This is a genomic window from Amycolatopsis sp. NPDC049159 (assembly GCF_040648295.1).
Classification (GTDB): Bacteria; Actinomycetota; Actinomycetes; order Mycobacteriales; family Pseudonocardiaceae; genus Amycolatopsis; species Amycolatopsis pretoriensis_A.
Genome location: NZ_JBEZDL010000002.1, coordinates 558410 through 577092, shown reverse-complemented (window position 1 = coordinate 577092; position 18683 = coordinate 558410). Strand labels below are relative to the sequence as shown.

16 protein-coding genes are annotated in these 18683 nt (G+C 70.9%); 5 read left to right on the top strand and 11 right to left on the bottom strand.

Going from position 1 to position 18683, the window contains the following annotated elements; genetic code table 11:
- The first annotated feature begins 16 nt into the window (after nucleotides 1-16).
- A complete protein-coding gene (locus AB0B33_RS05905) occupies nucleotides 17-2698 on the top strand; it encodes an NACHT domain-containing protein (protein ID WP_360767351.1) in 2682 nt (893 codons plus the stop codon).
- Here AB0B33_RS05905 and AB0B33_RS05900 read toward each other — a convergent pair.
- From AB0B33_RS05900 to AB0B33_RS05870, 7 genes are all read right to left on the bottom strand, one after another.
- Complete coding sequence (locus tag AB0B33_RS05900) at nucleotides 2643-3929, bottom strand: GrpB family protein (RefSeq protein ID WP_360767348.1); 1287 nt, start codon at nucleotides 3927-3929, stop codon at nucleotides 2643-2645. The genes AB0B33_RS05905 and AB0B33_RS05900 overlap by 56 nt on opposite strands.
- A 42-nt stretch (nucleotides 3930-3971) precedes the next feature.
- Nucleotides 3972-4826, bottom strand: a complete 855-nt coding sequence (locus AB0B33_RS05895) for a shikimate dehydrogenase (protein WP_360767345.1) — start codon at nucleotides 4824-4826, stop codon at nucleotides 3972-3974.
- The gene (gene mltG, locus AB0B33_RS05890; protein WP_360767342.1) at nucleotides 4816-7149 is read right to left on the bottom strand and encodes an endolytic transglycosylase MltG; all 2334 of its coding nucleotides are present in this window, start codon (nucleotides 7147-7149) and stop codon (nucleotides 4816-4818) included. Before mltG ends, AB0B33_RS05895 begins: the two co-directional genes overlap by 11 nt.
- Nucleotides 7146-7574 (bottom strand): Holliday junction resolvase RuvX, encoded by a 429-nt coding sequence (gene ruvX / locus AB0B33_RS05885; protein WP_315863291.1) that lies wholly within the window; start codon nucleotides 7572-7574, stop codon nucleotides 7146-7148. Before ruvX ends, mltG begins: the two co-directional genes overlap by 4 nt.
- Before the next feature lie 64 nt (nucleotides 7575-7638).
- Nucleotides 7639-10299 (bottom strand): alanine--tRNA ligase, encoded by a 2661-nt coding sequence (gene alaS / locus AB0B33_RS05880; RefSeq protein WP_360767339.1) that lies wholly within the window; start codon nucleotides 10297-10299, stop codon nucleotides 7639-7641.
- A gap of 74 nt (nucleotides 10300-10373) precedes the next feature.
- Complete coding sequence (locus AB0B33_RS05875; protein ID WP_360767337.1) at nucleotides 10374-10679, bottom strand: hypothetical protein; 306 nt, start codon at nucleotides 10677-10679, stop codon at nucleotides 10374-10376.
- Nucleotides 10676-11062 (bottom strand): DUF948 domain-containing protein, encoded by a 387-nt coding sequence (locus tag AB0B33_RS05870; RefSeq protein ID WP_247011689.1) that lies wholly within the window; start codon nucleotides 11060-11062, stop codon nucleotides 10676-10678. The genes AB0B33_RS05875 and AB0B33_RS05870 overlap by 4 nt, the downstream gene beginning before the upstream one ends.
- 129 nt (nucleotides 11063-11191) lie before the next feature.
- Between AB0B33_RS05870 and AB0B33_RS05865 the strand changes: the two genes are divergently transcribed.
- Nucleotides 11192-12070 carry a hypothetical protein gene (locus AB0B33_RS05865; protein WP_360767333.1) on the top strand — a complete coding sequence of 293 codons (879 nt, stop codon included), beginning with the start codon at nucleotides 11192-11194 and terminating at the stop codon, nucleotides 12068-12070.
- Here AB0B33_RS05865 and AB0B33_RS05860 read toward each other — a convergent pair.
- The 3 genes from AB0B33_RS05860 to AB0B33_RS05850 all read right to left on the bottom strand — a co-directional run bounded on the left by AB0B33_RS05860 (nucleotide 12067) and on the right by AB0B33_RS05850 (nucleotide 14822).
- Nucleotides 12067-12912: an NAD(P)-dependent oxidoreductase gene (locus AB0B33_RS05860; protein WP_360767330.1), complete on the bottom strand. Its 846-nt coding sequence runs from the start codon at nucleotides 12910-12912 to the stop codon at nucleotides 12067-12069. The two genes, AB0B33_RS05865 and AB0B33_RS05860, sit on opposite strands and share 4 nt — an antisense overlap.
- 26 nt (nucleotides 12913-12938) lie before the next feature.
- Nucleotides 12939-13316, bottom strand: a complete 378-nt coding sequence (locus AB0B33_RS05855) for a VOC family protein (RefSeq protein WP_247011692.1) — start codon at nucleotides 13314-13316, stop codon at nucleotides 12939-12941.
- A gap of 129 nt (nucleotides 13317-13445) precedes the next feature.
- Nucleotides 13446-14822, bottom strand: coding sequence for a replication-associated recombination protein A (locus AB0B33_RS05850; RefSeq protein WP_247011693.1), 1377 nt, complete (start codon nucleotides 14820-14822; stop codon nucleotides 13446-13448).
- Between the two features lie 141 nt (nucleotides 14823-14963).
- On the opposite strand from AB0B33_RS05850, the gene AB0B33_RS05845 reads away from it, so the two are divergent.
- The 3 genes from AB0B33_RS05845 to AB0B33_RS05835 all read left to right on the top strand — a co-directional run bounded on the left by AB0B33_RS05845 (nucleotide 14964) and on the right by AB0B33_RS05835 (nucleotide 17697).
- Nucleotides 14964-15698, top strand: a complete 735-nt coding sequence (locus AB0B33_RS05845; RefSeq protein ID WP_360767327.1) for a TetR/AcrR family transcriptional regulator — start codon at nucleotides 14964-14966, stop codon at nucleotides 15696-15698.
- Nucleotides 15695-16906: a cytochrome P450 gene (locus tag AB0B33_RS05840; protein ID WP_360767324.1), complete on the top strand. Its 1212-nt coding sequence runs from the start codon at nucleotides 15695-15697 to the stop codon at nucleotides 16904-16906. The genes AB0B33_RS05845 and AB0B33_RS05840 overlap by 4 nt, the downstream gene beginning before the upstream one ends.
- 62 nt (nucleotides 16907-16968) lie before the next feature.
- The gene (locus AB0B33_RS05835; RefSeq protein WP_247011697.1) at nucleotides 16969-17697 is read left to right on the top strand and encodes a metallophosphoesterase family protein; all 729 of its coding nucleotides are present in this window, start codon (nucleotides 16969-16971) and stop codon (nucleotides 17695-17697) included.
- Here AB0B33_RS05835 and AB0B33_RS05830 read toward each other — a convergent pair.
- The gene (locus AB0B33_RS05830) at nucleotides 17669-18523 is read right to left on the bottom strand and encodes an SGNH/GDSL hydrolase family protein (protein WP_360767476.1); all 855 of its coding nucleotides are present in this window, start codon (nucleotides 18521-18523) and stop codon (nucleotides 17669-17671) included. The genes AB0B33_RS05835 and AB0B33_RS05830 overlap by 29 nt on opposite strands.
- Nucleotides 18524-18683 lie beyond the last annotated feature (160 nt).

The following is an 18683-nucleotide window of genomic DNA, read 5'->3' as shown; positions in this document are numbered from 1 at the left end:
GGAGAGGTGGCTCGCGGTGCCACTAAGTCTCACCCAGATCGTCAGCATCGCGTCGGGTCTCCTCGTCGCGCTCACCGGCTTTCTGTACCAGCGGCGCAAGTACCTCAAGTCGGTGACGCGTGATCTCGGGCTGGAGGCGTTTCCGCAGTACATCATCCGCGGAATCGGTTCACGGCTGGTACGCCGACTCCGACCGGCTGTCGCCGCCCGGCTCAGCCTGAGAGATTTCGCGCTGAACCGGCTGGCGGCGAGTTCGAACACGTTGCTGGTGCCCGCCGCAGTCCCGGTGAAGCTCGTGCTGGATGACATGTTCGTCCCGCTGACCGCTACCACTTCCGACCGAACCAGGATTTCCGCCGACGAGATCATCGAAGGCGACTATCCCCGAACCTTGCTCATCGGCGACCCCGGCTCAGGAAAATCGACCCTCGTGAAACGGATCTACCGTGACATCTGCCGGGCCGCGATCGCCGGTTCCGCGGTCGGGCCGACGCGTATCCCAGTCCTCGTGGAGCTGAAGAACCTTGCCGCGGCAGACTCGACCAGCAGCCTCGTCGAGTTTGTCGAACGTCAGGTGACCTCGATCAACGCCTACGCAGGCAAGGACCTCTTCGACTCCTTCCTCGGCACAGGCCGGGTCACCGTCCTTCTCGACGGCTTGGACGAAGTGAACACCAGCGACTTCTTGGCCGTGTCGAACGAAATCGTCAAACTCTGCGACCACTTGGCGAAGAAGCACCCCGCCAACCAGGTCGCCTTGACCACCCGGCGCCAACTCTACGTCAACCTCTCCCCCGACTTCGCCGACATGTTCGACGCACACCTGACCCTGGAGCCGTTCACCGCGGACGACACGTACGAATTCCTGAGCAAGTGGCCGTACCGCAGCGACCCGGATCGGCATCTCCCGCGCATCTTCGGCAACCTGGCATCCCAGCCCAATATTCGCAGCATGTGCGAGACACCACTCATCCTGGCGATGTACGTGGCGACCGACCAGATGGCAGGCGGCGAAGGGCTCCCCGAAACCCGGCCGGACTTCTACCGCTCGGTGGTCGACGAACTGCTCGTCCGACGCGGAAGCCGGCAGCGCGGGCTGACCACGGGCCTGAACGTCCTGCGCCGGACGCGACAACAACTCCTCGGCCGAATCGCCTTGGAGCACCTTCTCGACGGCAGCCAGTCACGGAACGCTTTGGACTGGGACAAGGCGGTGGCGATCGTCCGGGACGAGGAGAAACTCTCGGAAAGCGAAGCCGGACAAAGACTCAGGGAGCTCTCGCGGGACACCGGCCTGTTCACCGAGGAACGAAAGGAGGAGAGCATTCGGTTTGTGCATCTGACGTTTTGCGAGTTCCTCGCCGCGGGCGCGGTCGACCGCGGCGACGACGAGGCCTGGCGACGCATCAGTTCGGCCCTCGAAGGCGACAACGACGAAGCCCTCAGGTTCGCGGAACGACTGGCCGAGGTGATCGTGTTTTCCATCGCGCTGCAGAAGAACGACCGCGTACGCCAGAAGCGACTGCTGTGGACCACGCTCGTCGGCGGCGTCGAACTCGGCCTGCGCACCATCGTCGACTGCCAGCCCTACGAAGACGCAGTCGTGATGCTGAAACTGGCGGACATCGCGAACTCACTCAGCCGGGCGACGGAGCGAGACGAGACCTGGTTCCCCCTGTTTCGCCTCGTCGCCCTCGCTCTCCGAGACCGCGAACTTGCCGAACGCTCGATCACCGGACACAGGCCCAGCCACCTCAAGCCGTTCTTCCTCGCCGCAACCACAGGCGCACAGGACGGTTTCGACGCGCTCTTCGTTTCCTACATGCGGCTCGACCCGGCCGCGGCGCTGGAACTCGCCCGGTCGACCGGCATCGAGATCGCCGACGACCGACCCGAACTGCTGATCAAGGTCCTGGATGAGCCCGCCGTGCTCGCCCAGGCCATCGCCCAGTTTCAGGTGAGCGAAGAAAACGCACGGAGATGGGGCCGGATCTTGGCACTGGGGATGTTCTACCATCAGAGCGTATACACCCGGTTGAACTCGACTCCTCCCATCAGCCCAGCCCCCAGCTGGCTGCTGCCGCGAGCAGATCGGCGCACCTGCTGGTATCACGACTACCGGTTTCGAAATTCGATCATCGGCGTGGTACTCGAGGCCGGTTGCCGATGGCATGGATCGTCCACGACACTCAATTTCGCCGACACTCTCGCCATTCGCAAATCGCGCACTGTCTCGCGACTCCGATTCGCGATTTCGCTCCTCGTCTTGACCACACTTGTGAGCGCATGGTGCATTGCCTGCGCAGGCGCCGTCATCATACATTTCAAACCAGAAGCAGCCGTGATAACAGCTACGGTGTTTTCACTCGCCTTCACCACCTCTTCGATCGCCGCCTACCGTCGGAGCTTCGACCCCAAAGATGGTGCAGCGTACGCTGTTCACAAGATAAAAGGAGAGCCCGGAGTCCAGGAACTACTGGACCTGATAATTTCGAATCCCCGGATTCGCACGTACGACATAATCAAACGTGTACGCCGGAATACACGCGAAGCACAAGACGTCTCCAATGGCTTCCTCGACAGAGTTCGAGCCTCCGCGCCGACGGCCATGATCTTGAACCCGAACAGCAGATTCACCGCATTCAACCTGCTGTTTGAGCGTCTGGTGGAACTGGAAGTCGATCCAGAACGGGACTGACCGCCCGGAAGTACAGGAACCGGGGTTTCGTGCGCAGGTTCGCCGCCCACTTCGGGTCGGCTTCCTCCGCCTCCGCGGCCGGCATCGGCTCCTCCAGCCGGTCCACCTCGAAACCCGCCTCACGGACCGCGGTGAACGTCCAGCTCAACGGGCGCCGGTAGAAGCGCACCACCTGTCCGGCCGGGAACTCGTCCTCCAGCAGCTCCAGCTCGAAGTAGTTCTCCCGCTCGAACCAGCGCCAGTCCTCGCCCGGGTGGTGCACCGAAAACACCAGAACACCTCCAGGCCGGAGAACCCGCCGGAACTCCGCCAGCATCGGCGCCCAATCCTTCACGTAGTGCAGCACCAGCGAAGCCGTGATCACGTCGAAGGAACCGGACTCGAGGGCAAGCGGCTCGGTCACGTCGGCGACTTCGAACCGTGCCACCGAACCGAACTTCCGCTGGGCGACCGAAACCATCCCCGCGCTCGCGTCCACCCCCAAGACTTCCGCGCCCCGCGCGGCCAGCAGCGCGCTCAAGTGCCCCGCCGCGCAGCCGACGTCCAGTACCCGCCGGCCCGAGACGTCGCCGGCCAGCTCGACGATCGCGGGCCGGTCGTACCACGCGTTCGTCACCGACTTCTCCGCGTGCGTCGCGTAGGACTCGCTGAACGCGTCGTACTGGGCCGCGCGAGCCCGGCTGATGATCTCCTCCACCACCTCGGTCTTCGCGTCCGCGTAGTGGCCGATGTACTTCCACGTCCGAGCGGCCAGTTCCCGCTTGGTCGCCGCGTACAGCTCGAGCTCGGACGGGTGCGAACGCAGGCGGTCGCGGAACAGGCGGTACCTGGGCGTCTGGCCGTTGCCCGGCGAGTACACGTGCAGGTTGACGTTCGTGTCCGGGCCCTTGAAACACCGGTGCTTCTCCCAGTCCGGCTCGCGGATCACCAACCGGTAGCCCGCCGCCTCCAGGGCCGGGACGTACGTCTCCTCGTCGGCGGAATCCGGGACCTCCAGGAGGATGTCGATGATCGGCTTCGCGCACAGGCCGGGTACCGACGTCGAGCCGACGTGCTCCAGCACGAGCACCCGCTCCCCCAGCACCCCCCTGATCCGCGCGGCTTCGCGCTCGAACAGCGCCGGCCACCGCGGGTCGTAGTCGACCAGCGTGACCGTGGAGTTGAGTTCCGGTGGTTCGCCGACCCACGCGGCGTTGATCTCGGCCTCGCTCTGTGCTTCCCGGCTGCTCATCCCGTGCAGACCCCTTCTTTTGGGCAGTCCACCAGAATAGCGTCAGCCGATCGGCAGCGGCAGCAGATTTCCGGTCGCTTCGCGCAGCGCGTCCCGCATCGCCGCGCGGGGGGCCGGCCGGCCGGTGAAGTGCTCGGCCTGGCCGAACGCCTGGTGCAGCAGCATGTCCAGCCCCGTCGCGAGGCGGCCGCCGCGGGCGGCCACCGCTTCGGCCAGCGGGGTCGGCCACGGGTGGTAGATGACGTCGAGGACGTGCGCGATCGCCGCCAGCTCCGCCACGTGCGGGGCCACCGCGGCCGGCGGGACCGTGTTCACCAGGACCGCCGACGACGCCAGCGCGGCGAAGTCCGTTTCGGACCAGCGGAGGACGTCGACGTCGAGGGAAGCCCGCTTCGCCGCGTCGAGAGTTTCCGTCGCCCGGGCCGGTTCGCGCACCACCAGGCGGACCTGCCGGATGCCGAGCTCCGCGAGGCCGACCACCGCCGCCGCCGCGGTGCCGCCCGCGCCGAGGACGACCGCCGTGTCCGCCGGAGACGGCTCGTAGCCGCCCGCCGCGCGCAGGGCACCTGTGACGCCGTCGACGTCCGTGCAGTCCGCGAGCCAGCCTCGGGCCGTGCGGACCAGTGTGTTGGCCGCGCCGACGGCGGCCGCGCGCGGGGCCACCTCGGCCGCGTGGTCCAGGGCCGCGCGCTTGCCCGGCATCGTGACCGACAGCCCCGTCCACTCCGGGCCGAGGCCGTCGACCAACGCCGGGAGCTCGTCGGCGCCGGTCTCGATGCGCTCGTACGTCCAGCCGGTCAGGCCGAGCGCGGCGAACGCGGCGCCGTGCAGCACCGGGGACAGCGAGTGCGCCACCGGTTTCCCGAGGACCGCTGCCTTGCGGGACTCAGATGACACCGCGTTCCTCGGCCAGGGCGCGGTTCTTGTTGTGCTCGTCGTTGGTGACCGCGAAGCAGGACAGGCCGTTCTTCTCGCACTTGACGAAGTAGACCCACTCCCCGGCCGGCGGGTGCACCGCGGCCTGGATCGCGTCCGCGCTCGGCACCGAGATCGGCGTCGGCGTCAGCCCGGCGTTCTTGTACGTGTTGTACGCGCCGGACTTCACGCGGTCGCCCTCGTTGGTCAGCAGCGTCGGGCGGTCCAGCACGTAGTTGACCGTGGAGTCCATCTGCAGCCGCATGTTGATCGCCAGCCGGTTGTAGATCACCCGCGACAGCTTGCCGAAGTCGGCCTTCACCGCCTCGCGCTCGATGATCGACGCGATGATCAGCGTCTGGTACGGCGTCACGCCCGGACCGGTCGACTGCGGGCTCAGCCCGGCGTTCTGGATCGCCTCGGTCGAGCTCTTCACCAGCTGACCGAGGATCTCCTGCGCGTTCGCCCCCGGCTTGACGTCGTAGAGGCCCGGCGCGATCAGGCCTTCCAGCCTGCGGTCCTTGCGGTCGGCCTTGTTCGCCGGCTCGATCGCCCAGTCCGGCACGCCGAGCGTCTTCAGGTCCGCCGCGTCGACGGCCTTGCGGAAGTCGTCGGCGGACACGCAGGTGCTCTTGCCGTCCAGCTGCGCGCACGACGCCTTCGCCAGCAGGCTGTACACGCCGGGCGTGACCTTGCCGTCGGGCTGGGTGATGTCGTCGAACTGCGTGTACGGCCGGACTTCCAGCTGGCCGACGCGCGAGGTCGGCGCGGTGATCCGGTCGACCGCGCTGGCCCCGGACATGTGCGTCTTCATCACGTAGAAGCCGTGCTGGATCCGGGCGAGCTTCGGGTTGTCCTCGCCGGCCTTCACGAACGCCTTGCTGCTGGCGACGATGCCCGCCGTGGTGAGCTTCGCGCCGATCGCGGACGTCGAGTCGCCGTCGTCGACCTGGAACAGCACGTCGCCGTCGCCGGCGCCGTCGAAGTCCTCGTAGCCGAAGAACTTGGTGAAGCCGTAGTAGGCGCCGCCGGCGAGCAGCGCGATCACCGCGATCGCGGCGACCCAGCCCAGGAAGCGCTTGCCCTTCTTCTTGCGCGGCTTGGCCGGCTCGTCCTCGTAGTCGTCGTACTCCTCGTCGTACTCGGACTCGTCGTAGTCCTCGTACTCGTCGTACTCCGCGTATTCGTCGCCCTCGGCGAAGAACTCTTCGGGCTCTTCGGCGGCCGGCTCGGCCGGGGGCTGCGCGGGGATGATGTCGGTCGGCGGGTCGTCGCGCACCGGCGGGGGCGGCGGACGGCGGCGCCGCGGCGCTTCGGCCCCGGGTTCGGGCACGCCGACAGAGCGGTCACCCGGCTGGCGGGGCCGCCGCGGGGGTTCGCGGCGGGGGTCGAACTCGACTTCGGGGTCGAGGGCTGCCTGGCGGCGGCGCGACTCGGCTTCGGGCTCGGCGGCCCGGCGGCGGCGTGGCTGCGACACCTCGGCTTCGGCCGGGTCGGGCACCGGACCGCGGCGCGGAGCCTGCCCGGCCTCGGGTTCACCACGACGGCGGCGCCGCGGCGGCTCGGCGTCGGGCACCCCGCGCAGCCGCGCGACCTCGGCGCCCTCGTCGACCGGGCCACCGCGCAGACGGGCGGCCTGCGCTTCGGCGGCTTCTTCGAGGTCGAGCATCGCCTGGTGACGGCGGGCAGCGTCGGCTTCGGCCAGCTCTTCCGGGCTGGGCCGGCGACGGCGCGCCGGTTCGTCGTCCGCTTCCGGGTCGAGCATCGCCTGGCGGCGGCGGGCGACCTCGGCTTCGGCCAGCTCCTCCGGGCTCGGCCGGCGACGACGAGGCTGCGACACCTCGGCCGGCTCTTCGGGGCCGGGACGGCGACGCCGCGGGGGCACCTCGTCCTCCGGCGCCGGAGGACGGCCCGGGGCACGGCGCCGGGGCTCCTCGCCGGGTTCGGGGGCCGCGCGACGGCGGCGTGGGGGCGGGCCGTCGGCGCCCGCGTCGAGGCCGTGGCGGGCACGGGCGGGGCCGGCGCGCTCGGCGTCACGGGGGTCGTAGTCGGCTTCGGCCGGGGGCAGCTGCGCCGGGGGCTCCAGGCGGCGGCGACGGCCGGCCGGCGGGGCGTCCTGGCCGCGGCGGGACGGCTGGGGCAGGTCGTACTCGCCGCTGTGCCGCGAAGCCTGCGGCAGCTCGTGGTACCCGCTCGCGCGCGGGTCTTCGCGGCGAGGTGCGGGACGGGACGGCGGCGGGGTGGCCGGTCCCGGTTCGCGCAGTCGCCTGCGTCCGCGGGGCAGCTCGGGGTGCTGCTCGTTCATCGGTCTCCCTCCCGGGCGCGGTGCGCAGCGGCGGCGTCGATCCAGGCCTGCAGGATCTCGACGGCGGCGGCCTGGTCGACCACCGCACGCTGCTTGCGGCCTTTGACCCCGCGCTGGGAGAGGATGCGGGATGCGGTGACCGTGGTCAGCCGCTCGTCGCCCAGCCGGACCGGCACGGGCGCTATCCGCCCGGCCAGGCGTTCAGAATACGCGATCGCCAGCTCGGCCGCCGGACCCTGCCGGTTGGCGAGCGTCCGCGGCAACCCCACGATCACCTCGACCACCTCGTGCTCGGTGACGAGGGCGGCCAGCTGGTCCAGATCACTGTCGTCGGTCGCATCGCGGGAGAGGGTAACCAATGGCGAAGCGAGCACGGGGGCCGGATCGCTCAGCGCCACCCCGACCCGGACGGATCCGACATCCACTCCGAGCCGACGGCCGCGGCCCGGATCGTCCTCACCCGGCCGATCCGGGCCGCGGTTCCCGCGGTTAACCAATGCCGGCAATCGCCGAGCGGAGAGCCGTGACCGCCTCGGCCGCGCCGGCCGGGTTCGTGCCACCGCCCTGGGCCATGTCGGGCTTGCCGCCGCCCCGGCCGCCGATCTTCTCGGCGAACGACGGGACGAGCTTGCCCGCGGCGATGCCCTTGTCCTGGGCCGCCTTGGTCGTCGCGACGACGAAGCTCAGCTTCTCGCCGGCCGGCGAGAAGAGCGCCACCACGCCGGGCCGCGAGCCGAGCCGGCCGCGGATGTCGGAGGCGAGCGCGCGCAGGCCGTTGCCGTCGACGTCGGGGACGACCTCGGCGACGACCGTGACTCCGCCGATCTCCTGCGCCTTGTCCACCAGCGCGCCCGCCGAGCCCAGCACCTGCTGGGTCTTGAGCTGCGCGATCTCCTTCTCGGCGTTCTTCAGCCGGGTCAGGACGTCGTCGATGCGGCCCGGCAGCTGGTCCGAGGGCACCTTGAAGGTGTTGGCCAGCTGCGAGACCAGCAGCTGCTCCTTGCGGACGTACTTGAGCGCGTCCGTTCCGACCAGCGCCTCGACGCGGTGCACGCCCGAGCCGATGGAGGCGTCGGAGACCAGCTTGACCAGGCCGAGCTGGCCGATCCGGTCGACGTGCGTGCCACCGCAGAGCTCGCGGGAGTACTCGCCCATGTCGACCACGCGGACGTCGTTGCCGTACTTCTCGCCGAACAGCGCGACCGCGCCCAGCTCGAGCGCCTTGTCCTTGGTCGTGGTGAAGCTGTTCACCTCGACGTTGGTCTGCAGGTAGTCGTTGACCTCCTGCTCGACCTCGGTCAGGACGTCCGCCGAGACCGAGCCCGGGGTGGTGAAGTCGAACCGCATGCGGCCCGGCGAGTTCAGCGAGCCCGCCTGCGCCGCGCGCTTGCCGTACGCGCCGCGGACGGCCGCGTGCACCAGGTGCGTCGCGGAGTGCGAGCGCTCGATGGACAGGCGGCGGTGCGCGTCGACCGAGCCGGTGACCTTGGAGTCCAGGCCGACCTCGCCGTCGACCACCTCGACGCGGTGCACGAACAGGCCGGGGACGATCTTCTGGACGTCCAGGACCTTCAGCTCGACGCCGTCGCCCAGCAGCACGCCGGTGTCGGCGACCTGGCCACCGCTTTCGGCGTAGAACGGCGTGCGGTCGAGGACCAGCTCCGCCTTCTTGCCCGCGGCGACGCTGCGGACCGGCTGCCCGTCTTCGAGCAGCGCCACGACCTTCGCCTCGGCCTGCAGGTCGGTGTAGCCGAGGAACTCGGTCTCGCCGTGCTGCTCCAGGACCTTCCGGTACTCCGAGAGGTCGCCGTGGCCGGTCTTGCGGGCCGCCGCGTCCGCCTTCGCGCGGGTGCGCTGCTCGTTCATGAGCGTGCGGAAGCCGTCCTCGTCGACGGTCAGGCCCTGCTCGGCCGCCATCTCGAGGGTCAGGTCGATCGGGAAGCCGTAGGTGTCGTGCAGCTGGAACGCCTTGTCGCCGGCGAGCACGTCGCCGCCGCCGCGCTTGGTCTCCTCGGCCGCCATGTCGAAGATGCGCGAGCCGCTGGTCAGGGTCGAGAGGAAGGCCTCCTCCTCGATCCGGACGACCTCGTTGATCCGGTCGAAGCCGCTGACGAGCTCCGGGTAGGTCGGGCCCATGGTGTCGCGCACGACGCTCGCGAACGACTGCAGCACCGGCTCGTGCACGCCCAGCAGGCGCGAGGAGCGGATGATGCGGCGCAGCAGGCGGCGCAGCACGTAGCCGCGGCCGTCGTTGCCGGGGGTGACGCCGTCGCCGATCAGCAGCACGCCGGTGCGGGCGTGGTCGGCGATGACGCGGAAGCGGACGTCGTCGGCGTGGTTCGAGCCGTAGCGGCGGCCGGAGAACTCCTCCGCGCGGCCGATGACCGGGCGCACGAGGTCGGTCTCGTAGACGTTCTCGACGCCCTGCAGGATCGTCGCGACGCGCTCGACGCCCATGCCGGTGTCGATGTTCTTCTTCGGCAGCTCGCCGATCGGCTTGTGCCCGAGCTTGGGGCTCAGCTCGCCGCGGACGTCCTGCATGAAGACGAGGTTCCAGATCTCGATGTAGCGGTCCTCGTCCGCGACCGGGCCGCCCTCGCGGCCGTACGCCGGGCCGCGGTCGTAGTAGATCTCGGAGCACGGGCCGCCGGGACCGGGCACGCCCATGTCCCAGTAGTTGTCCTTGCCGTCGCGCGACTGGATCCGCTCGCCGGGCAGGCCGGTGAGCTTGCGCCACAGGCCCGCGGCCTCGGAGTCGTCCTCGTAGACCGTCGCCCAGATGCGGTTCGGGTCGAGGCCGTAGCCGCCTTCGCTCTGGGGCTTGGTGATCAGCGCCCAGGCGTTCTCGATGGCGCCTTCCTTGAAGTAGTCGCCGAAGGAGAAGTTGCCTGCCATCTGGAAGAACGTGTTGTGCCGGGTGGTCTTGCCGACCTCGTCGATGTCCGGCGTGCGCACGCACTTCTGCACGGAGGTCGCGCGCGGGTACGGCGGCGGCGCCTCACCGAGGAAGTACGGCTTGAACTGCACCATGCCGGCGTTGACGAACAGCAGGTTCGGGTCGTCGAGGATCAGCGGCGCGCTGGGCACGCGCGTGTGGCCCTTGCTCTCGAAATGGCGCAGGAAGCGATCGGTGATTTCGTGTGTGTCCACGGGTCAGGTCCTTGTGCTGGTGGTGCAGAACGGGGTCGGACGGCGGCGGCGGAAGGGTTCCGGGCAGGCCCGGATCAGCCCTCCGCCCGGCGAGCTCGCCGGACCGGGCGCCGCGCGGCGGCGGCGTGCCGTCCTTCGGCGCGGGGTGCCGTGACACCCGAGCGCTCCTCGACCATGTCGTGCAACTCCTGCTCCCGCTCGTTCATGCCCGCGCGCACTTCGGCGCCGAACGAACCCACGGCGCCGGCCAGCTCGCGCACGGCCTCGCCCAGGTTCGATGCTAACCCCGCCGGGGTGGCCTGACGAGCGGTTTCGGCGGCCTTGCGGGACAGCGCGACGCCGGCGACCACGCCGACGCCGAGCCAGAACAGCCGCCTCATTTGCCGGCCTTCTTCGCGGCCTTCAGCGCGTTCTTCTTCTTGCGCGCGCGGATCGCCTTGCTCAGGCCGTAGGACAGCGCCGCGGTCTTCACCAGCGGGCCGCCCAGCGTCGCGGTGAACACCGACGTCAGCGCGGAGACGTTGCCGGTGACGGCCTGCGCGTTCGACGTGATGCCGTCGACCCGCTCCAGCTGCGTGTTCACGTGCGTGATCGTCTGGTTCGCGCCGATCAGCAGCGGGTCGGTGTTGCTGTTGGTGCGCTCGATCGCTTCCGTGGCCGCGTCCAGCGTCTTGCCGAGCTTGATCAGCGGGATCGCCAGCAGGACGACCAGCACCACGAATGCTCCTGCGGCGATCAACGCGGCGATCTGCCCTGCCGACACGGGCCCTCCTCGGTTCACGGTTCTCGGGTGCTGGTGAGGTTACCGCCTGGCCGGGTCCCCGACCGTGTCACCCCGCCGGGCCCGGAAAACGCCTCGCGCCGGGCCGCCGCGGGGCGGTACACCTGGGCGGTGGCCCACGACGACGGACCAGGCAGGCGGGTGCTCGCCGGACCGGGCGGCGAGGCGGCCGACGTGCTCGCCGCGTTGCCCGGCGCCGACCTGACCACGGTCCAGCTGGAGGTCGCGCGCCGCCGCGCGGCCCGGCTGAGCGGACCGGACGTGCTGCGCCGGCACCGGGCCGACCGGTTCGTGGCGCCGAGCCCGCTGCCGGCCGGGCTGCTGCGGCGGGTGGAGGACACCCTGCTGGCGGCCGCGTCCGGGTTCGACCTGGTCACGCTCTCGCCGCTGACCCCGCTCGGGACGCACTCGGCGGTGACCGGCCTGGCGCAGCACCGGGTCGTGCCGACCGGCCGCGGCACCGAGGTCGCCGCGGACCCCACGACGGGACTGGCCCTGGAAGCGGCCGTCCGGCGCGCCGGACCCGATGCGGTCCGCCTGGCGGCGGTGCAGCGGGTGGTGCGCGCCCAGCAAGCCGGCGCGGGGCTGTTCGCGCACTTCTCGCTGTTCGGCGCGGTGACGGCGGGCCGGGACACCGGCAACCTCGGCTTCGAGCGGCAGCACGCCGCCGAGCACGCCCGGCTGCTGGCCGCGGGGTGCCGGGCGCTGGGTGCCACGGAGGTCTCGCTCGGCGTCACGGTGCTGGACCCGCGGTTCGAGGGCCTGCTCGACGACGCCGGGGTGCCGGTCCACCCGTTCCCGGACCGCGAAGGCGGCCGGGGCGGGTACTACGAAGGCCTCTGCTTCAAGGTGTACGCGGCCTTCGGCGGCGAACTCACCGAAGTCGGCGACGGCGGCTTCACGCCGTGGACGCGACGGCTGCTGGGCAACGCGAAGGAGCGGCTGATGACGAGCGGCCTGGGTGTGGACCGCCTGGCGACGCTCCTCTAACGCTCCTTCAGCACCGCGCGGTAGAGGGCCGCCATGTCCTCGTCGCCGTGGCCCGCTTCGACGGCCGCCTCCAGGTGTGCGAGGACCGCCTTCGCGCCCGCCACGTCGACGTCGTCGCCCGCGGCCGCCACCACCAGGCGCGCGTCCTTCGCCGCCAGCCCGGCCGGGAACGAAGCCGGGTAGTCGCCCGCCAGCATCGCGCCGCCCTTGACGTGCGCGTAACCGACGTCGAGGCCGCCGCCCGAGATCGTCTCCAGGAACAGCGCGGGGTCGAGGCCCAGCGCCTTGGCCAGGCCGAGGCTCTCCGCAGTCGCGTTGGTGAGCGCCAGCACCCAGGCGTTCATCACCAGCTTCAGCCGGCTGCCCCCGCCCGCCGGCCCGAGCCACTGCGTCTTGATGCCGACCGCGTCGAACACCGGGGTGGCCTTGGGCCGGGCTTCCTCGGGACCGGACGCGAGGACCTGCAGCTGCGCCTGCTCGGCGGGCCGGCGGGTGCCGAGCACGGGGGCGTCGACGAACACGACGCCGGCCTTCTCCGCGGCCGCGGCCAGGCGGTCGGTCCAGTCGAGGCCGACCGTGCTCATCTGCAGCCACAACGTCCCCGAAGCGGGCGAAGCGGCTTCGAACGCTTCGGCCACGGCGGGTCCGTCGGCGAGCATCGTGACGAGGATGTCCGCGCCCTCGGCCGCTTCCGCCGCCGAACCGGCGACGGTGGCGACGTCGGCGAGGGGTTCGGCCTTGGCCCGGGTCCGGTTCCAGACCCGGACGTCCAAGCCCGCCTTCGCGATGTTGGCCGCCATCGGCGCGCCCATGATTCCGGTTCCGAGAAACGCGACGCTCATGCCCTCATCGTGCCCGGAAACCGCGCTCAGTAATCGCCCAGCAGGCAGAACGGGTGGCCGGCCGGGTCGGCGTAGACGCGCCAGCCGCGGCCGCCGAGGTCCGGGTCGAGGAGGCGGCCGCCGTGCTGCAGGACGCGGCGGTGGGACTCGCGGAAGTCGTCGACCTCGAAGTCGAGGTGGAACTGCTGCGGGAAGCCCGGGTCCGGCCAGCGCGGCGGCCGGTAGTCGAAGGACCGCTGGAAGCCCAGGACCAGCCCGTCGAGGTGCAGGGTCGCGAAGTCTTCGTCGACCCGCCACCGCGGATCGGGCCGGTCCACCTCGCCGCCGGCCAGCGCCTGGTAGAAGCGGGCGAGCACGACCGGTTCCGGGCAATCCAGGACGATGCACTGCAGCGTCGCGGGCACGGGTTCGCCTCCTGCGGTCACCGGGACCCGGATCCGGCTCCCGTCGAGGCGCGAAGCTTACGAAACCCGATGATCTTGGACGCCCCGGCCCGTCCGGTGATCAACCACCCGGGTTTTGTTCCGCCGCGGTCACTTTTCCCCGCGGATCGTCCGGCGCAGCTTCGGGACGCGCTCGGCGAGCGTCCGCTCCGCGCCGCGCTGGGTGGGCTCGTAGTAGTCGCGGCCCACCAGCTCGTCCGGCGGGTACTGCTGCGCCAGCACGCCCTCCGGGACGCCGTGCGGGTAGCGGTACCCCTGCGCGTTGCCGAGCTTCTTGGCGCCCGCGTAGTGGCCGTCGCGCAGGTGCGGCGGGACGGTGCCGGCGAGCCCCGCGCGGACGTCGGCCAGCGCGGCGTCGATGCCCGTGATGACCGCGTTCGACTTGGGCGCGGTGGCCAGGTGGATCGTCGCCTGGGCCAGCGCGAGCCGGCCTTCCGGCATGCCGATGAACTGGACCGCGTGCGAGGCCGCGACCGCCGCCTGCAGGGCCGTCGGGTCGGCCATCCCGATGTCCTCGCTGGCGTGCACGACCAGCCGCCGGGCGAGGAACCGCGGGTCCTCCCCCGCCTCGATCATCCGGGCCAGGTAGTGCAGCGCGGCGTCGACGTCGGACCCGCGGATGGACTTGATGAACGCGCTGATCACGTCGTAGTGCTGGTCGCCGTCGCGGTCGTAGCGCACCGCCGCCTTGTCCACTGTGGACTCGACGATGGCGAGGTCGATCACCTTCGCCTCGGTGGCCGAGGCCGCGTCCGCCGCCGCTTCGAGCGCGGTCAGCGCGCGCCGCGCGTCCCCGCCCGCGAGCCGGACGAGGTGGGCGCGCGCGTCCTCGCTCAGCGTCAGCTCGCCGCCGAGGCCGCGCTCGTCGGCCAGCGCGCGCTCCAGCAGCTGCGTGATGTCCTCGTCGGTCAGCGGGCGCAGCTGCAGCACCAGCGACCGCGACAACAGCGGCGAGACGACCGAGAACGAGGGGTTTTCGGTGGTCGCCGCGACCAGCAGCACGGTGCGGTCCTCGACCGCGCCGAGCAGCGCGTCCTGCTGGGTTTTGGAGAAGCGGTGCACCTCGTCGATGAACAGCACGGTGTTTTCGGTGTTGTACTGGCGCCGCCGCCGGGCCTCCTCGATGACCCCGCGGACCTCCTTGACCCCGGCCGACAACGCGGACATCGCGACGAACCGGCGGCCGGTGGCGATCGAGACGAGGTTGGCCAGGGTGGTCTTGCCGGTGCCGGGCGGGCCGTAGAGCAGCACGGACGCCGGCGCGGCCCCTTCGACCAGGCGCCGCAGCGGGGCGCCTTCGCGCAGCAGGTGCTGCTGGCCGACGACCTCGTCGAGCGAGCGCGGCCGCATCCGGACGGCCAGGGGCGAGCTCGCCGGGTCCGCCTGGGGTTCGCCCGCGTTCGACCCCGTCGGCGCCGGCGGGGGCGCCACATCGGCGTTCACGGTGAAGAGCTCGTCCTGTGCCACACCGATGACGTTAACCGACGGCACCGACAAGACCTCTTGCCGTGGCACCGGCGGCCGCGCTACCGTCACGCTGACCGGTTGACCGAAAGTGCGATTCTGGTCAACAGGTCAAACGTTCAACGAATCCGCAGGTGGAACCGCATGAGTCATCCGAACCGCGAGCGCGCCGACCGCATCCTGGACGCGGCGGGCGAGCTGCTGCTGCGCATGGGCTACCGCAAGGTGGCGATCGACGACATCGCGCGCGCGGCCGGCATCGGCAAGGGCACCGTCTACCTGCACTGGCGCACCAAGGAACTGCTGTTCCAAGCGCTCATGATGCGCGAGTCGGCCGACCTGACCGACGAGATACTGGAGTCGATCAAGGCCGACCCGGCGATGATCCTGCCGCACCGGATGATCTCGTCGTCGTTCCTCGTCACGCACCGCCGTCCGCTGGTGATGGCGATGCTGCGCGGCAACGCCGAGATGTTCGGTTCGCTCGGCGACCTCGCCCTGCGCAAGCAGCAGGACGAACTGCGCGGGCAGTTCGAGGACGCGATGCTCCGGCGCGGGCTGATCCGCGCGGACGTCCCGAACGTCAGCTACGCGCTGAACGCCGCGACGCTCGGCTTCTACCTCGGCGACACGCTGTCCGACGAGTTCGAGGGGATCGCCCTCGAGGAGAAGGCGGCCGTCCTCGCGCACATCATCCGCACCGCGTTCGAACCGGCGGGGGAACCCGATCCCCGGGCGGTCGCGGACGTGGCGGCGGAACTGGGTTCGGCGCTCGAGGCACTCGTTTCGGGCTACCGGAAAGGGATCTACGCGCACGATCCCGCCAAGGCCCCCGGTGCGATCCCGGGGCCGCACAGGGGAAAGAAGGGGCGGACATGACCACCACACTCGCCGACACCTGGGGACTCCACGAATCCCAGTTCTGGCTGCGGGGGAAGCAGCCGGAGGCCCGGGTGCAGCACGCGCCCGAGCTCGGCTTCTGGAACGTCTACGGGCACCCGGAGGCCGAAGAGGTGCTCCGCGACCCGGCGACGTACTCCTCGGACACCACCCGGCTGGTGCCGCAGGAAATGATGAAGGACGCCGACCTGAAGGAAATGTCGGCGGGCAACCTGCTCCAGCTGGACCCGCCGCTGCACAACAAGATGCGCAAGCTCGTCAGCCGCGCGTTCACGCCGAAGGTCGTCGCCGACCTGGAACCGCGCATCGCCGCGGTGACCCACGAAATGCTCGACGCGGCCGGCGGCGACGGACGGCTCGAACTCGTCGAAGATTTGGCCTACCCGTTGCCGGTGATCGTGATCGCGGAGCTGCTGGGGGTCCCCGCGAGCGACCGGTACCTGTTCAAGGGCTGGGTGGACAAGCTGTTCGACTCCTCGGAACAGTTCTCGCTGAAGGAGCAGACCAAGTCCCAGGAGGAGTCGGTCCAGAAGTCCCTGGAGGGCCAGAAAGCGCTTGCCGAGTACCTCGCCTCGCACGTCGGCGAGCGGCGCAAGCAGCCGCGGGAAGACCTGCTGACGAAGCTCGTCGAGGCCGAGGTCGACGGGGAACGGCTGACGCGCAACGAAGTCGTCAACTTCGCGAACGTCCTGCTGCTGGCCGGGCACATCACCACCACGATGCTGCTCGGCAACGCGGTGCTGTGCCTGGACACGCACCCGGAGTGGGACCGGCGCGTCCGGGCGGACCGGGCGCTGCTGCCGTCGACGATCGAGGAGTCGCTGCGCTACCTCTCGCCGTTCGCGGCGGTGGCCCGCACCGCGACCCGCGAGGTGGAGCTGGGCGGGGTGCGGGTGCCGCCGGACCAGATGCTGCTGGTGTGGGTGGCGGCCGCCAACCGGGACGAGCGGGTGTTCGCCGACCCGGACGCGTTCAACCCGCTGCGCGACCCGAACCCGCACCTGGCGTTCGGCCGCGGGATCCACTTCTGCATCGGCGCGCCGCTGGCCCGGCTCGAGGGCCGCGTGGCGCTGAACATCCTGTTCGACCGCTACCCGGCGCTGCGCACGATCCCGGGTGAGCCGCCGAAGTTCCAGGTCAACCCGAACATGACCGGGGTGCGCGAGCTGCCCCTCTCGGTCAGGTAGCACCGGTTGCGCCCTGGGCGAAAACCCTCGCCCGGGGCGCCGCCGTGCCCGATGGTGGACCGATGACGGTGGCGGTGTTGTCCGACGTCCACGGGGTGCTGCCCGCGCTGGAGGCCGTCCTGGCCGAGCCGGACGTCGTGGCAGCGGACCGGATCGTGCTGCTCGGCGACGCGCTCGCCGGGCCGATGCCGGTGGAGACCTTGTCGCGCCTGGAATCGCTCGGCCCGCGGGCCGTGTGGGTGCGCGGCAACGCCGACCGCGAGCTGGCGGCGTCCGCGCGCGGAGCCGGCGACTTCGTCCCGGACCCGATCTTCCCGTGGGCGGCGAAGCAGCTGCGTCCCGGCGATCTGCCGTTCCTGGACGCCCTTCCCCTGACGGTGACGCTGGACGGCGTCCTGTTCTGCCACGCGACCCCGCGCGACGACGCGGAGATCGTGCTCGTCGACAGCCCGCTCGAACGCTGGGCGGAGGTCCTCGACGGCGTCACGGCCCGCACGGTGGTCTGCGGCCACACGCACATGCCGTTCGTGCGGCTGGCCGACCGGCGGCTGATCGTCAACCCGGGCAGCGTCGGAATGCCCTACGGGGCAAGGGGTGCGCACTGGGCGCTGCTCGGCGACGGCGTCGAGCTGCGGCGCACGGAGTACGACGTCGAAGCGGCGTGCCGGTTCCTCGCGGAGCACTGCGCGTACCCGGCCATCGAGGAGTGGGCGGACTTCTTCGTCCGCGATCCGGCTTCGGACGCGGAAGCGCTGCGGGTGTTCAGCGGGCGCGGAACGAGTTCCACATGATGACCGCGGCGTAGGGCAGGAACTCGCGGCCGCGGCGCCAGAGCCACGGGATCCCCTTGAGCACCAGCCACCCCACGTGCCCCGCGGCGCTGGGTTCGACGCCGCCGCTGCAGGTGAGGCTCACCGGTTCCGGCACGGCGAACCCGGCCCCGGCGAGCAGCCCGGTGAAGCCTTCGGCGAGCATGCGGTGGCCGAGCTCGGACGGGTGCAGGCGATCGACGCTCCACGACTCGAGTTCGTAGGCGCCGGGAAGCCGGTCGAGGTCGAGGCAGGGGACGCCTTCGCGGGCGACGACCTCGTCGATGGCCGCGTTCAGCTCGGCGACGCGGGCGCTGAGGGCGCGCTTGAGCGACGGCGGGAGGCGGAAGACCTTGCTGTGGTCGTGGAACCGGACGGGCACGACGGTCGTCCCGGCTTCGCGGAGCCGGTGGATCACCTCGGTGAGGTCACCGGCGATGCGGGCGGCGTCGAAGTCCGGCCGAAGGGTGTCGTTCATCCCGGCGACGAGCAGGGCGGCATCCGGCCGGTGCGCGAGGGCGGCGGGCACCTGCTCGGTGAGCACGCACCGCATCCGCGCCCCGGTGAAGGAGGGATTCAGGTACCCCTCGGGCCCCACTCCCAGCGCGGCGGCGACCAGCGGGCCGACCCCGCGCCACCCACCCCGCCGGGGCAGCGGGTCCCCGAGCCCGACGGCGGTGGAATCCCCGAGCACGACGAGCCGCCGCGCGCGCTTGGGTTCGGGTTGCGGCTCCGGTACGGCGGCGAGCACGGGCCGGGAGGGTTCGGGAGTGACTTCGACACTCAGCACGGTCACGCCCCCGACCATCGGCCACGGAGGCTCACGGCCGGTGAGGACGAGGTAACGCGACTTCGACACCGCGCCTAATTCTTGACGCTCACCTCACGGGCGCCGGAAATGTCCCGTTCGCCGACGGAAGAGACCAGCGCCCCCATGTGGCTTTGGTTGCGTCAGACGCACCGAAGGC